The following is a 12,661-nucleotide window of genomic DNA, read 5'->3' as shown; positions in this document are numbered from 1 at the left end:
CAGCCGCGCGCCTCCGTGCCTGAACAGAAAGCCTGATCAATGGACACACCACGACTCGATGGACGGTCGATCATCGTCACCGGCGCAACCAGCGGCATCGGCTTCTTCGTCGCGGAAGGGCTCGCTCGCCTCGGTGCGCAGATCATCGTGGCGGCCCGCTCCGCGGAGAAAGCGCAGAGCGCCATCGCACTCCTTGCGGAACCCGCCCGCCACCGCCACCTCGAACTCGACCTCGCGGACCTCGAATCCGTTCGCGCGGCCGGGTCGCGCATCGGCGCCGGTCCGCCGGTCCACGGTCTCGTGATGAACGCCGGCGTCATCGCCGCTCACCCCACCTACAGCGAAGGTCCGTTCGGGGTCGAGTCCACGGTCGGAGTCAACGTCCTCGCGCACCTCGAGTTCCTGAGATTGAGCTTTCCTGCGCTCACGCACGCGCCTGAGGCGCGGGTCATAAGCACGGGCAGTTTCCTCACGAAGAAGATTCCGTTCGATGCGGACGGCTGGCTCGCTCCCTCCGCGTATCGCCCTCGCGCCGCTTACGCGATGTCGAAGCATGCCGCGGAGATCGTCGGATTCGAGCTCGACCGACGTCTTCTCGCGAGTGGTTCTCGCGTGAGATCGGTCGTCACTCACCCCGGTTCCGCGATCGACGCGTTGACGCCGGACCGGCCCCCACTGCAGCAGCGCTCCGCGCTCGTCCGCACGCTCGCGACAGCCGTCGCTCCTGTGTTCTCGAGAGTGGTGCAGGGCAAGGATGCGGCTGCGCATCCGGCGATCGCCGCGATGACGACACCTCTGCTTCCGGCCGGCGCCTACTTCGGCCCCCGGACGGGAGCCACCGGTGCGCCGATCCTCACGACCCCGGTGCCGACAAGCCTCAACCCCGAACTCGGTCGAAGCGTCTGGCAGCAGGTCGAAGAGCGTCTCGGAGCTCCGATCATTCCGGAGTGATGAGCGCGCGTGCTCCCTGTTGCTGTCAGTGATCGCCGGGCGGCTCAAGCGCATCGTCGCGTTCTGTTCGACCTCCACGCTCTTCCTCGGCACGCCCGGCGCACGCCCGAGCGCGCAGGTAAGGCTATCCTTAGCGAGCCAGTCGGCAGACTCGACTCGATCCAGGGAGCCCATGTGCGTCAGCGCGCCACCTTCAGCCTCGTTCTCACCGCCGCAGTCGTCCTCGGGCTCTCCGGATGCGGAGCGTCGGAGGCGGTCGAATCCAACTCGGCTGCGAGCGCGGGAGACGGGGCGACGCAGTACCCGCTGACACTCGACAACTGCGGAACGCAGGTGACGATCGACGCGGCCCCGGAGAGGGTCGTCTCGCTCGACCAGAACTCGACGGAGATCCTCCTGTCGCTCGGGCTCCAGGACCGCATGGTCGGCACGGCATCCTGGACCGACCCGGTCCTCGACTCGCTGGCTGACACCAACGCCGCCGTCCCGAGGTTGGCCGACAACGCCCCCACCTACGAGGTTGTTCTCGGCGCGGACCCCGACTTCGTGACCGCCTCCTTCGGCCGGCACTTCGCTGAAGGCGGGGTCACCTCGCGCGAACGATTCGCTGAGACGGGCGTCAACAGCTACCTCTCGCCGACGGACTGCGACAACGGGACCAGCATCAACGGCGGAGGGACGCGGACGACACCGCTCGAGGTCGATGCGCTGTACGCGGAGATCACGGAGCTCGGTGAGGTCTTCGACGTCGCAGATCGCGCGGCCGAGCTCGTGAGCGATCTGCAGACGCGCGCGGCAGCGGCGACCGAGGGCGTCGACTTCGACGGCGCGAGCGCTGCGTACTGGTTCGCCGACACGAAGACGCCCTACGTCGCGGGTGGCCTGGGTTCTGCCGCCATGCTCGGATCATCCACGGGGCTCACGAATGTCTTCGCGGACCTCGACGACGACTGGCCCGCGACGACGTGGGAGGACATCGTCGATCGAAACCCGCAGGTGCTCATCCTGGGCGACCTGCAGCGAGACCGATTCCCTGGCGACCGTCTGGACGAGAAGGTCGCGTTCCTGGAATCCGACCCGCTGACCAAGACGATGGATGCCGTGCAGAACAAGCGCTACATCGACTTGCACGGGGCGGAGCTCAACCCCTCCATACGCTTCGTGGATGGCCTCGAGAAGATCAAGGCGTGGTGGGACGAGCACGGGGAGGAACTCTGACCTCCGCCACGGGCCAGCGTTCCGTCGAACGCGTGAGCACCGAATCTTCGCGCGCGCCCCGGCCGCGACGCGTGCTGATCGCGTGCGCCCTGGTGCTCGCCGGTCTGCTTCTGCTCGTCGTCTCGGTCGGGACTGCGATCACGCTCGGACCGGCGGATATCCTGCCCGTCAACGTCCGTGACATCGTCACGAACCACCTCGGCCTGACCGACATCCCGGTGAAGGTGTCGAAGGACGCGATCGTCTGGGAGGAGCGGCTTCCTCGCGCCTTCGTGGCCGCCGCGTGCGGAATCGGCCTCGGGCTCTGCGGCGTGGTCATGCAGTCGCTCCTGCGCAACCCGCTCGCCGACCCCTTCATTCTCGGCATCTCATCCGGCGCATCGACGGGTGCCGTCGCAATCGGTGTCCTCGGGCTCGGTGGCGCCGCGATCGGGCTCTCCGGCGGCGCGTTCATCGGCGCACTCGTCGCGTTCGGGCTCGTCCTCCTGCTCTCTCAGCTCTCCGGCGGCGGGACCGACCGAGTTGTCCTCGCGGGGGTCGCGAGCACGCAGCTGTTCTCCGCCTTGACGTCGCTGATCATCTTCGCCTTCGCGGATTCCGACGAGACGAGGGGCGTCATGTTCTGGATGCTGGGCTCCCTGGAAGGGGTGAGGTGGGATGACGTCGTGCTCTGCGTCGTCGTCGTGGGCGCCGGGACCGTGCTCTGCGCGAGGTACGCCCACGCCCTCGACGCCTTCGCGTTCGGGGCAGACGTCGCGGCGTCCCTCGGTATCCATGTCGCGCGTACTCGAGCCGTCCTCCTCGTCGCGACCGCCCTCATCACCGCCACGCTGGTCAGCGTCGCGGGAGCCATCGGGTTCGTCGGCCTCGTCCTGCCGCACGCCGCCCGGCTGCTCGTCGGCCCGCGACACTCACGCCTCATCCCGGCGACCGCAGTCATCGGAGCGATCTTCATGGTCTGGGTCGACGCCGGATCGCGAGTCGCGTTCTCGCCCACCCCGCTCCCCGTCGGTGTCGGCACGGCCCTCGTCGGGGTGCCCGTCTTCATCGCGCTCCTCGCCCGGAGGAGGAGGCGCACGTGACGATCAACGCGGAGGGCGTCTCGTGGAGTCGAGGCGGAGCGCTCGTCGTGGACGGCGTCAGCCTGCACCCCCAGCCGGGCCAGACCGTCGGACTGCTCGGACCGAACGGGTCCGGCAAATCGTCGTTGCTCCGAGTGCTGCACGGGTTCGTGAAACCGAGCGCTGGCCTCGTGACCCTCGACGGCGTCGACATCAGCACCGTCGGGCGTCGTCACATCGCCCGGTCCGTCGCGTCGGTGACCCAGCATGCGGACACCGACGTGGACATCACCGTGCGCGACATCGCGCGCCTCGGGCGGATCCCGCACCGCTCAGGGCTCGGAGGAGACACCGCCGCCGACGATCGCGCGGTCGACCGCGCCCTCGACCACGTCGGTCTGCTCGAGCAGGCCAACCGCTTCTGGCACACCCTCTCGGGCGGCGAGCGCCAGCGCGCCCAGATCGCCCGTGCCCTCGCCCAGGAGCCCCACGAACTGCTCCTCGACGAGCCGACCAACCACCTCGACATCCGACACCAGCTGGAGCTGCTGGAGCTCATACGCGCACTGCCGGTCACGACCATCATCGCCATCCACGACCTCAACCTCGCGGCCATGTACTGCGACGTCCTGGTCGTGCTCCGGGATGGAGCCGTGGTCGCCGCAGGCACGCCGACCGAGGTGCTCACCCCTGAGCTCATCGAAGACGTCTACGGCGTGACCGCCGAAGTCTCCGTCGACGCCCGCCGGCAGACCCCCGTCGTCACCTTCACGAGACCGGGCTGACCGGGAGCGTTCCGCGCGAGTCGCAGTGCTCTCGGATCCTGGCACCTCCCGAGGTCGCACCGCCGGTCTCGTTGGACCGCGTGTGCGGGCCGCACATCGCGGCGGACGTCACCGGCGGGCAGATCTGCGCACACCACCTCACGGCGGCGCGGAGCGCGACGGGAACCCACGACTGCGCGAAGCACCCAGGTCTCGGCGCGCACCGCGACCCCTGGCAGGCGAGCTGCAGCCGTCCCCGCGCTGACTTCACGCGCCACCCGCGCGGGAGTCCGCCGCGCGCTGGCGCGCTGTCGCCACGACATGGTCGATGGCCTCCGCGCCTCGCATCCGACTCCAGAGCACGCCGGCGGCGGCGTCGAGGGGCAGGACGACCGGCACGAGCACGAGTGATCGCACACGTAACCGGTAATCCGGTCGCCGTTCGTGGGCGACGTCGCGTCGTACGACGCCAGGACGTAGCGGTCGGCCATGACTTCGGCCAGCGACATGTGGCTCAGTCTCCTCCAACTGCCCCTGGGCTGCGCGAGAGGAGCGCACTGTAGTGATGGTTTTGACGCATTTACGCAGATTTCGGTCTGTGGGACGCATCTAGTACCGGGGCGCTATGCGGGGGCTGGGGGCTCTCCTAACGTGATCCGAGATTCCCCTCCTCGGAACAGGAATCGCTGTCCCGTTCTCGAGCAGCTTTCTCCCCTCAGACGACACCCGAGAGGTGCCATTTCATGCAAGAAAATCTCAAGAGAGACGCACAGACGCGTCAGGGCGGAACGACGCGCCGATCGCTGGTGGCCGGTGCTGCCTGGACCGTCCCCATTCTGAGCCTGGCTGTCGCGACCCCCGCACGGGCTGCAAGCCGCTGTGTCGCCGCGACGCCTCTTGTCGCTGCCCGTCCCGCCGGGGCCACGTTCACGGACACGACGTTCGTCGTGCCCGCCGGCGTCACCTCGATCACCTATACCGTCGTCGGCGCCGCCGGCGGAGGACAGAATGCTACGAATTACGGAGGTGCCGGTGAGCGAGCGGAGGGCACGTTGACCGTTGTGCCTGGTCAGTCGCTCGTCCTCCGCGTTGGGGCTGGTGGAACGTACGTTGCCGGCCAGGCCCCACCCGCGGTCGGGGGCACGGGGTTCGGCAACGGCGGCGCATCCGGCCCTTCCGGCGGGCAGTTCCAGTTCGCGGGCGGCTCGGGTGGCGGCGGTTCTGCCATCCTGGTCGGCGGCGCCCCGCTGGTCGTCGCCGGTGGCGGTGGCGGCGCGGGCACCGGCATCAACGGGCCCGGCACCCTCCCAACGACGGTGACGGTCCCGGCCTCCGGTGGAGACGGCGGGTTCGCCGCGGCAAACACGTCAGTGCTCTGGAATGGCCCGAATCGAACGGTTACCGCGATCGGAGGTGCCGGTGGATCCGCCAGCGCTGCCGGGACAGGAGGCGGTACCGGCACATCGACCGCCGGTTCCACGGAGGTCTTCAACGGCTCGGGTGCGTCGGGCCAGACGCGCGCGGCTGGTGGCGCAGGCGGTACAGGCGGCAGCATCGCCTATGCCCAGTTCGCTACTCAGAACCCCGCGGGAACGGTGCTTGCAGGAGGGGCTGCCGGTGGTGGCGGCGGCGGCGGGTACACGGGTGGCGGTGGCGGCGGCGTCCGCGGCGCGAAGTACCTGAACCCCGAGACGGCGAACTACAGCGGGCTCCCGGCAAGAGCATCGGGTGGAGGTGGTGGCGGCAGTTTCGTGTCCTCGGCGTCAGTCGGCGGCGTGACTCCCGTAGCCGGAACCAGCAGCATCACCCGCGGCAACGAACGAAACACCACGCAGAACACTCGTCTCGGCGGCCGGATCGAACTGCGCTACGAAGTCTGCGCTTGATCTGACTGCCTTCGGCCCATGCCCCGACTTCATGACCGGTGGCGGCATGGGCGATCGCTACCGCGCCCGCCCCTGCCCTCGCAGCTCGTGCCCGAGAATCACCGCGTGGACCCTGTCGCGCAGGTGCAGCTTGGCGAAAATGCGGTTCACGTGGGTCTTCACCGTTGAGGGGGAGAGGTGGAGCGTCTTGCAGATCTCGCTGTTGGAGAGCCCGGCGACCATGCACCCGAACACATCTCGCTCGCGCGGGCTGAGCTGGCTGAGCGGGTCGACGTTCTCGGCACTCCGAGAACGCGCATGCGGTGAACCGCCGGAGGCGTAGTGATCGATCAGCTGTCTCGTGATTCTGGGCTCGACCACGGCCTCGCCCGAATGGACGGTCCTCACCGCCTCACGGAGCCGATCTGGCGGGGTGCTCTTGAGGAGGAAGGCGCTCGCCCCCGCGTCCAGGCCGCCGAAGGCATACTCGTCGACGTCGAATGTGGTGAGCACGAGCACCCTCGTGCTGGGGTGCACGGTCGTGATGATCCTGGTCGCCTCGATGCCCCCCATGCCGGGCATCCGCACATCCATCAGCACGACGTCGGGCTTCAGTTCCCGCGTGCGGCGGATCGCCGACTCACCCGTGTCTGCCTCGCCGACGACCTCAATATCGTCGGCGGCGTCGAGGGTGAGAGCCGTACCCATCCGAACGAGCTCCTGGTCGTCGACCAGTAGGGCCCTGATCTTCGGCGAACTGGGGCCGGTCATGTTCTGGTTGCCTCGTCGATCTGCAGGGTGGCTCGCGTCATCCAGCCGCCGCCCGGGCGCGGGCCAGCTGCGCTCGTCCCGCCGTACGTCGCGGCACGCTCAGCGACGCCGAGCAGGCCACGGCCGGTCCCCTGGCTCCGGGCCCTGCCCGAGTGCGGTCCGGCGCAGCCGTCGTCGGTGACCTGCACCGTGACCGTGCCACCTGCGACGTCGATGCTGACCTCGACTCGTGTGGCTCCTGTCGCGTACCGCAGCACGTTGGTGAGCGACTCCTGGACGATCCGGTACACCGTCGTCGCCAGTGTGGGGCTGTCGGGCATCGTCTCGCCGGAGCGGGCGAGTGTGACGGGCACGCCGGTGCCGCGAAAGATCTCGACCACCTCCTCCAACTCCGGCACGTTGTGGCCCGAGCGTTGGAGACTCTCGTCCAAGACCGCGTCCTCCCCCCGAAGCACGCGCAGGACCCTGTTCATGTCGGCAAGTGCGCTTCGCCCGACGTCGCCGAGCTTGCCGAGCGCGAGAGCCGACCGCTCCGGGTGCGTTTCCCAGCCCTTCGATGCACCGTCGGCGAGAGCGATCATCGTCGAGAGCGAGTGAGCGACGATGTCGTGCATCTCTGCCGAGATGCGCTGCCGCTCCACGACCCGAGCCGTGCTGAGCCGTTGGTTCACCAACTCCGCGAGCGCCTCTCGGCGCCGCGCTGCGCTGCGGACGGCGATACCGAGAGTGAGAGCGATCAGCGCCAGGGGGTCGAGGAGCGACGGTGCACGGGGGACTCCCGTCGTCAGGAACATGAGGAGCATGCCTGCCGCGGGCAACCCCACGGCGACTGCGTACCCCAGGAGTGCGGTCGTGATGGGAGTCAACGAGGCCAGGGTGTACAGCGCGACGGCGGCGGGCAGTCCGAGGAGCGCGACCGGGGTGGGGAGGAGCAAGCCCGCCGTGCTCACCGAGGCGACTGCCACGAGGATGGTGCGGGGAAAACGTCGCCGCCATAGGAGGAGGCCGCAGGAGAGTGGCACGAGGAGCAGGCCTGCGGAGGGATTCTGGGCACCTGGGAGCACGAGGACGAGCATCTGGGCTCCCAGGCACAGCAGGGCGACGACCGCGTCGACCGTCCTGGGGTGAGCGCCGACCCAGAGCAGGAGCCGCGTGCTGAGGACGCGGTCGACCTCCGCGGCATCCACCCCTGGCGGTGATGAGCGAGCACTCATACCCCGACCTCCATCCCGAGCTGTGCTCCCATTCTCGCTGCCAGCCCGCTCATGAGCGTGCTCAGGCGTCGCGGCGCTTGAGCACGACCGCTGCGCTCACGAACAGCGCCAGCGCCCAGAGCAGCAGGACGGCAGAACCGCCCCACGGTCCCATCGGGTCAGTGCCGGCGGGCGCCAGGAGCAGCGAGCCGGCTTGGATCGGGAAGAAGCGCATGATCTCAGTGCCGTACTCGGAGAACATCTGCGGGATCACGGGCACGATGATGAGGAAGACGATCGTCGCCAGTACCGCGGCGATGACGTTGCGGATGATCGCGCCGAGCGCGATGCCGATGACGCTGATGGCAGCGAGGTAGAAGCCCGAGCCGACGACCAGCCGGAGCAGGTCGGGTGTCTCGAGGAAGTAGCTGTACCCACCACCGGCGAGGATAGGCGGTGCGACCGCGAACCCGATCGCCGAGCTGACGACTCCGATGACGAAGGCGACGCTCGCGATGATCGCCGCCTTCGCGATCAGTGCCGGCGTCCGGCGCGGAACCGAGAGCAGCGTGGTGCTGATCTGCCCGGAGCGATACTCGTTCGTGACCATCAGCACCGCGAGCACGGCGAGGACGATGCCGACGTAGCCGGTCTTGTCGACGACCATCTCGGGGTACGCGTCGTAGTTCGCCTGGGGTGAACCGCGGTCGCGGAAGACATACGCCCATGGCATCGCGATGCCGTTGGCGACCAGGAGGAGGAACGTGAACCCTGCGAGGACGTTGTTCGAGGCCAGCCCACAGAACTTGATCCATTCGGAGCGGACTGCGCCGCCCAGGCTGACGTTCCGCACGGGGAACTGGCGCACGATGCGGGGAGGCGTGGCGGTTGTGATGGTGCCCATGAGGATGGTCCTTTCGTGAAGCAAGCGAGATCAGGCTGAGGCGTACTCGACGGAGTCGCGCGTGAGGTGGTTGTAGGCCTCTTCGAGGGTTTGCCGCAGGGGCGTCAGCTCGGTGATGAGCACCCCCGTCTCGCGGGCGGCGCGGGCGATCTGCTCGGCGGTGAGGCCTTCCACCTCCAACAGCTCGGGCTCGCTCGAGACGATCCTCACCCCCGTGCTCGTCATTCGGCGAGTGAGCGTGAGCGCATCCGGCGTGCGCACGCGGACGCGGAGGCCGTTCTGCTCGGTGAGCGCGCTGAGCGGTGAGTCCGCGATGATCTCGCCGCGGCCGATGATGATGACGTGGTCCGCGATGAGCGCCAGCTCGCTCAGCAGGTGCGATGAGAGGAACACCGTTCTCCCCTCGGCCGCCAGCCGCGCCAGGAGCTCGCGGACCCAGGTCACGCCCTCGGGGTCCAGGCCGTTGACCGGCTCGTCGAGGATGAGCGTGCCCGGGTCGCCCAGCAGCGCCGCGGCGATGCCGAGACGCTGACCCATGCCGAGGGAGAACCCGCCGACCTTCTTCCGGGCGACTGCGCTGAGGCCGGTTGCCTCGAGGACCTCGTCGACGCGCGAGCGCGGAATCCGGTGCGTCGCTGCGATCGAGGCCAGGTAGTTCAGTGCCGTGCGGGACTTGTGCGCCGCCTTCGCGTCGAGCAGAGCCCCGACCTCGCGCAGCGGTGCCGCGAACGCCCGGTACTCGGTGCCGTCGATGAGCGCACGCCCGGCGGTGGGGTGGTCGAGGCCGACGATCGAGCGCATGGTCGTCGACTTTCCTGCTCCATTCGGGCCAAGGAACCCGGTGACCTTGCCCGGCTGGACCGTGAAGCTCACGTCCCGCACTGCGTGCTTTCCCTTGTAGGTCTTGGTCAGGGCCTCAACTTCGATCGTCATCTCGTCGCGCTCCTCGTCATAGCGGTTGTCTCGTGCTCACGACGCTACGGACGAGGGGGTGGTGGCGGATGCCAACCAGGGGTTGAACTGCGGCTGATCGCGACCGGCCGGTCGAGGCCCACGTTCGATACCTCGATCGAGCGCGTGCCTATGTTCCCTGTCGTGCGTCCGCGACAGCGAGCGACAGTCCTGGGAGCAGCGCGGCGGCGACGATCGCGACCCAGAAGCCGTCAGTTGCACCGTGAGCGTCGATGATCGACCCAGCAATCGCCGGTCCGAGGGCGGTCCCGAAGCCGAGCCCCGCTGTCGACCAGGTCAGCGATTCCGTGAGGGCGTCTTCCGGGACGACCTCTTCGATGAGCTTGGCGGCCATGATCATCGTCGGGGCGAAGAAGATGCCGGAGACGAAGACGGCAACGCAGAGCGCTGCAATCGTGGGCACCCACAGCAGCGGCAGCACTGTGACGGCAGTTGCCAGGAGCCCGAGCCTCAGAAGTCGGGGCGTCGGTGTCTTCCACTCACGTGATCCGAAGAGGAACCCCGCGGCGCAGGAGCTGATGGCGTAGACCGACAGCACAATGCTCGCCGCAACGGGGGCCCCCTCCTGCTCGGCGAAGGCCACGCTCACGACGTCGATTGTTCCGATGATGGCACCCAGCGCGACCATGACGACGGCGACCAGTGCGACGGTCGGCTCCCTCAACGCGCTTGACCGGCGGCTCGACTGCAGTGCGGCTCTCACCGGAGGTTCGGTGTGCCGCTGCCCGGCAAGCCACAGGACGCCGACAAGCAGGAAAGCGCCGGCCACGAGCGGCCCGGCCTGTGGGAAGAGCGCGACGCTGAGGCCGATGGACAGGGGCGGGCCGAGGATGAAACTGGCTTCGTCGAGCACTGTCTCCCACGCGTACGCGGCATGCAACCTCGGCGTTCCTCGAAGGAGGTGAGTCCAGCGGGCGCGAACGAGCGCTGGTGCGCTCGGGGCGATCCCCGCGAGTATCGCGGTGGTGAACAGTAGCCACTCGGGGCCGCCGCTCGCCGAGGTGAGGGCGAGCAGCGCAATGGCGACTGCGCTGAACGCGGCGACGAAAGGGATAACCCTGCGCTGGCCGAAGCGGTCGACGAATCGAGCGACCTGTGGGCCGGCGATCGCCGCCGAAACTGCGTAGCTGGCGGCCAGGGCTCCGGCCAGCGCATAGCTGCCCGTGGTGCTCGAGACCATGGTGATCACCCCGATGCCCACCATCGAGAGCGGCATGCGGGCAACCAGGCCGGCGGCCGTCAGGGGTTTCGTCCCCGGCTCCTGGAACAACGTTCGGTACTGACCAGCCATGCTCTCGGCGGACCCTCTCCTCATATTCACATACAGTGCGTATGTGAATGCAAGCATGTTGGCATACGGTACGTATGTCAACTACGCTCGGACGTGATCGAGGAGGTCTCATGGCGGGTCGAACGAGAGCGCAGATGATCGACGTGACGCGCGCGAGTCTCATCGCCGCCGCGAGAACAGCGTTTGCGCGGGACGGCTACGCAGCCACGTCGATGGATGCGCTCACGGCTGCTGCAGGGCTCACGCGCGGGGCGCTGTACCACCACTTCGGCGGGAAGGAAGGCCTCCTGCGGGCAGTGGTCTCAGGCATTGACGGCGAGATCGATGCCGAGCTGCTCGCGATCTCGGACGCCGAGCCCCGAGCGGGTGACGCATTGCGCAAGCGGTCCCGCGCATACATCACTCGCACAAGCGCTCCTGAAGTTCAGCAGATCCTGTTCCACGATGCTCCGGCCGTCCTGCGCGAAGGGGGCGACGTCGCGTCGCGCTCCTGCGTCGACTCCATCGCCAAGATCATCGAGAGCGGACAGGCGACGGGGGAGATCAGTGCAGGCGCCTCGCCGCGGTCGCTTGCGATCGCGCTCCATGGCGCGCTCTCGGATCTGTCACGTTGGTCGTCCGAAGGTGATACTGCTCACGGAGAGGGGCGCCTCGAGGAGGCTCTTGCGGCCTCGGATGTGCTTGTTGTGGCCCTCAGCCCCCGAAGCTAGTCGTGCCGCTGGCGTCTGCCGTCGTGCCGTGCCGTGCAACGACCTCGTCGACCGTCGATGAGAACTCGCGAATGCGTGCGGTCTCCCGGTCGGCTCGCCAGACCAGGGCAAGTGACGATTCAGGGAGCCCGTTCAGCGGCACGAATGCAATGTCTGCGCGTCGACTGTAGTCGGCTGTTGCAGTGCAGAGGATCAGGCCGCGGCTGCTCGACGCCACCTGCGAGAGGCCTTCCTGCAGTGTGCTCGCTCCTCCGCGGAAGCGAACCGGTCTTCCGCCGGGAGTCGTGCTCGGTGAGTGCACGCGCTGCCAGTACTCGGGCGCGGGGCCGACGATCGGCACCAGGGTCATCTCCGACAGCTGCTCGGCGTTGAGCTCGCGCATCTTCGACACCGGGTGGTCGACGGAGACCGCCAGCATCTGACCGTGTCGCGAGAAGATCGGCCCGACCACCAGCTCAGGGTCGTCAACGGGCAGGAGCACGACTGCTGCGTCGACGCGGCCCGCCAGCACGTCGCTGAACGGGTCACCGAGTGGTAGCTCCTTGATGTGCACGGGGGTCTGCGGGTGCGCTCGCTCGAACTGCGCTATGGCCTTCGCGATCGAGTCGTAGATCGCGCCCTGGAATCCGACCCGGATCGGTGTCGGCGCGTCGCGCGCCCGCATCTGGGCGTGCTCGACCACCTCGACGAGCGCGCGGTGCGCTGGTGAGAGCGCGTCGCGGAACTCTGTCCCGAACTCCGTGAGTTGCACTCGACGGCTGCTCCGAGAGACCAGGCTCGCACCGATGCGCTGCTCCAGCGTGCTGATGAGCTGGCTTACGCGACTCTGAGACACGAAGAGGCGCTCGCCGGTTCGTCCGAAGTGCAGCTCCTCTGCGAGGACGAGGAAGCACTCGATCTCTCTGATCGGCACCTCAGGCATGTGTGACGGCTCTCCCCTCCGCGGTGGCTGGGAACCACG

Annotated in this window: 13 protein-coding genes; 6 read left to right on the top strand and 7 right to left on the bottom strand. The window is 68.3% G+C overall.

Annotated features, from left to right (window positions below):
• Positions 1 to 39: 39 nt before the first annotated feature.
• The 4 genes from C5B99_RS16175 to C5B99_RS16160 all read left to right on the top strand — a co-directional run bounded on the left by C5B99_RS16175 (position 40) and on the right by C5B99_RS16160 (position 4,015).
• Positions 40 to 951: an SDR family NAD(P)-dependent oxidoreductase gene (locus C5B99_RS16175; RefSeq protein WP_104243941.1), complete on the top strand. Its 912-nt coding sequence runs from the start codon at positions 40 to 42 to the stop codon at positions 949 to 951.
• Between the two features lie 174 nt (positions 952 to 1,125).
• Positions 1,126 to 2,169, top strand: a complete 1,044-nt coding sequence (locus tag C5B99_RS16170) for an ABC transporter substrate-binding protein (RefSeq protein WP_104243939.1) — start codon at positions 1,126 to 1,128, stop codon at positions 2,167 to 2,169.
• Positions 2,170 to 2,243: 74 nt separating this feature from the next.
• Positions 2,244 to 3,251 carry a FecCD family ABC transporter permease gene (locus tag C5B99_RS16165; RefSeq protein ID WP_374953472.1) on the top strand — a complete coding sequence of 336 codons (1,008 nt, stop codon included), beginning with the start codon at positions 2,244 to 2,246 and terminating at the stop codon, positions 3,249 to 3,251.
• Positions 3,248 to 4,015: an ABC transporter ATP-binding protein gene (locus C5B99_RS16160; RefSeq protein WP_104243935.1), complete on the top strand. Its 768-nt coding sequence runs from the start codon at positions 3,248 to 3,250 to the stop codon at positions 4,013 to 4,015. Before C5B99_RS16165 ends, C5B99_RS16160 begins: the two co-directional genes overlap by 4 nt.
• Before the next feature lie 246 nt (positions 4,016 to 4,261).
• On the opposite strand, the gene C5B99_RS19400 is transcribed toward C5B99_RS16160, so the two are convergent.
• Complete coding sequence (locus tag C5B99_RS19400; protein WP_181063007.1) at positions 4,262 to 4,411, bottom strand: hypothetical protein; 150 nt, start codon at positions 4,409 to 4,411, stop codon at positions 4,262 to 4,264.
• 326 nt (positions 4,412 to 4,737) lie between these two features.
• On the opposite strand from C5B99_RS19400, the gene C5B99_RS16155 reads away from it, so the two are divergent.
• Positions 4,738 to 5,880 (top strand): hypothetical protein, encoded by a 1,143-nt coding sequence (locus tag C5B99_RS16155; RefSeq protein ID WP_146082033.1) that lies wholly within the window; start codon positions 4,738 to 4,740, stop codon positions 5,878 to 5,880.
• Positions 5,881 to 5,937: 57 nt separating this feature from the next.
• Here C5B99_RS16155 and C5B99_RS16150 read toward each other — a convergent pair whose 3' ends face one another.
• The 5 genes from C5B99_RS16150 to C5B99_RS16130 all read right to left on the bottom strand — a co-directional run bounded on the left by C5B99_RS16150 (position 5,938) and on the right by C5B99_RS16130 (position 10,990).
• Complete coding sequence (locus tag C5B99_RS16150) at positions 5,938 to 6,630, bottom strand: response regulator transcription factor (protein WP_104243931.1); 693 nt, start codon at positions 6,628 to 6,630, stop codon at positions 5,938 to 5,940.
• Positions 6,627 to 7,844, bottom strand: coding sequence for a sensor histidine kinase (locus tag C5B99_RS16145; RefSeq protein ID WP_104243929.1), 1,218 nt, complete (start codon positions 7,842 to 7,844; stop codon positions 6,627 to 6,629). The genes C5B99_RS16150 and C5B99_RS16145 overlap by 4 nt, the downstream gene beginning before the upstream one ends.
• Positions 7,845 to 7,905: 61 nt before the next feature.
• Entirely contained in the window at positions 7,906 to 8,727 is an 822-nt protein-coding gene (locus C5B99_RS16140; RefSeq protein ID WP_104243927.1) for an ABC transporter permease, read from the bottom strand.
• A gap of 30 nt (positions 8,728 to 8,757) precedes the next feature.
• Complete coding sequence (locus C5B99_RS16135; protein WP_104243925.1) at positions 8,758 to 9,660, bottom strand: ATP-binding cassette domain-containing protein; 903 nt, start codon at positions 9,658 to 9,660, stop codon at positions 8,758 to 8,760.
• 148 nt (positions 9,661 to 9,808) lie between these two features.
• Positions 9,809 to 10,990, bottom strand: coding sequence for an MFS transporter (locus C5B99_RS16130; RefSeq protein ID WP_104243923.1), 1,182 nt, complete (start codon positions 10,988 to 10,990; stop codon positions 9,809 to 9,811).
• 110 nt (positions 10,991 to 11,100) lie between these two features.
• Here C5B99_RS16130 and C5B99_RS16125 point away from each other — a divergent pair, with 110 nt between their 5' ends.
• Positions 11,101 to 11,700, top strand: a complete 600-nt coding sequence (locus C5B99_RS16125) for a TetR/AcrR family transcriptional regulator (RefSeq protein ID WP_219819665.1) — start codon at positions 11,101 to 11,103, stop codon at positions 11,698 to 11,700.
• Here the strand turns inward: C5B99_RS16125 and C5B99_RS16120 are convergent.
• Complete coding sequence (locus C5B99_RS16120) at positions 11,684 to 12,622, bottom strand: LysR family transcriptional regulator (protein WP_104243919.1); 939 nt, start codon at positions 12,620 to 12,622, stop codon at positions 11,684 to 11,686. The two genes, C5B99_RS16125 and C5B99_RS16120, sit on opposite strands and share 17 nt — an antisense overlap.
• Positions 12,623 to 12,661: the final 39 nt, after the last annotated feature.

This window comes from Pseudoclavibacter sp. Z016, assembly GCF_002931215.1.
Lineage (GTDB): Bacteria > Actinomycetota > Actinomycetes > Actinomycetales > Microbacteriaceae > Pseudoclavibacter.
Note: the sequence above shows the minus strand (reverse complement) of the source record. Positions and strands in the feature narration are given on the sequence as shown.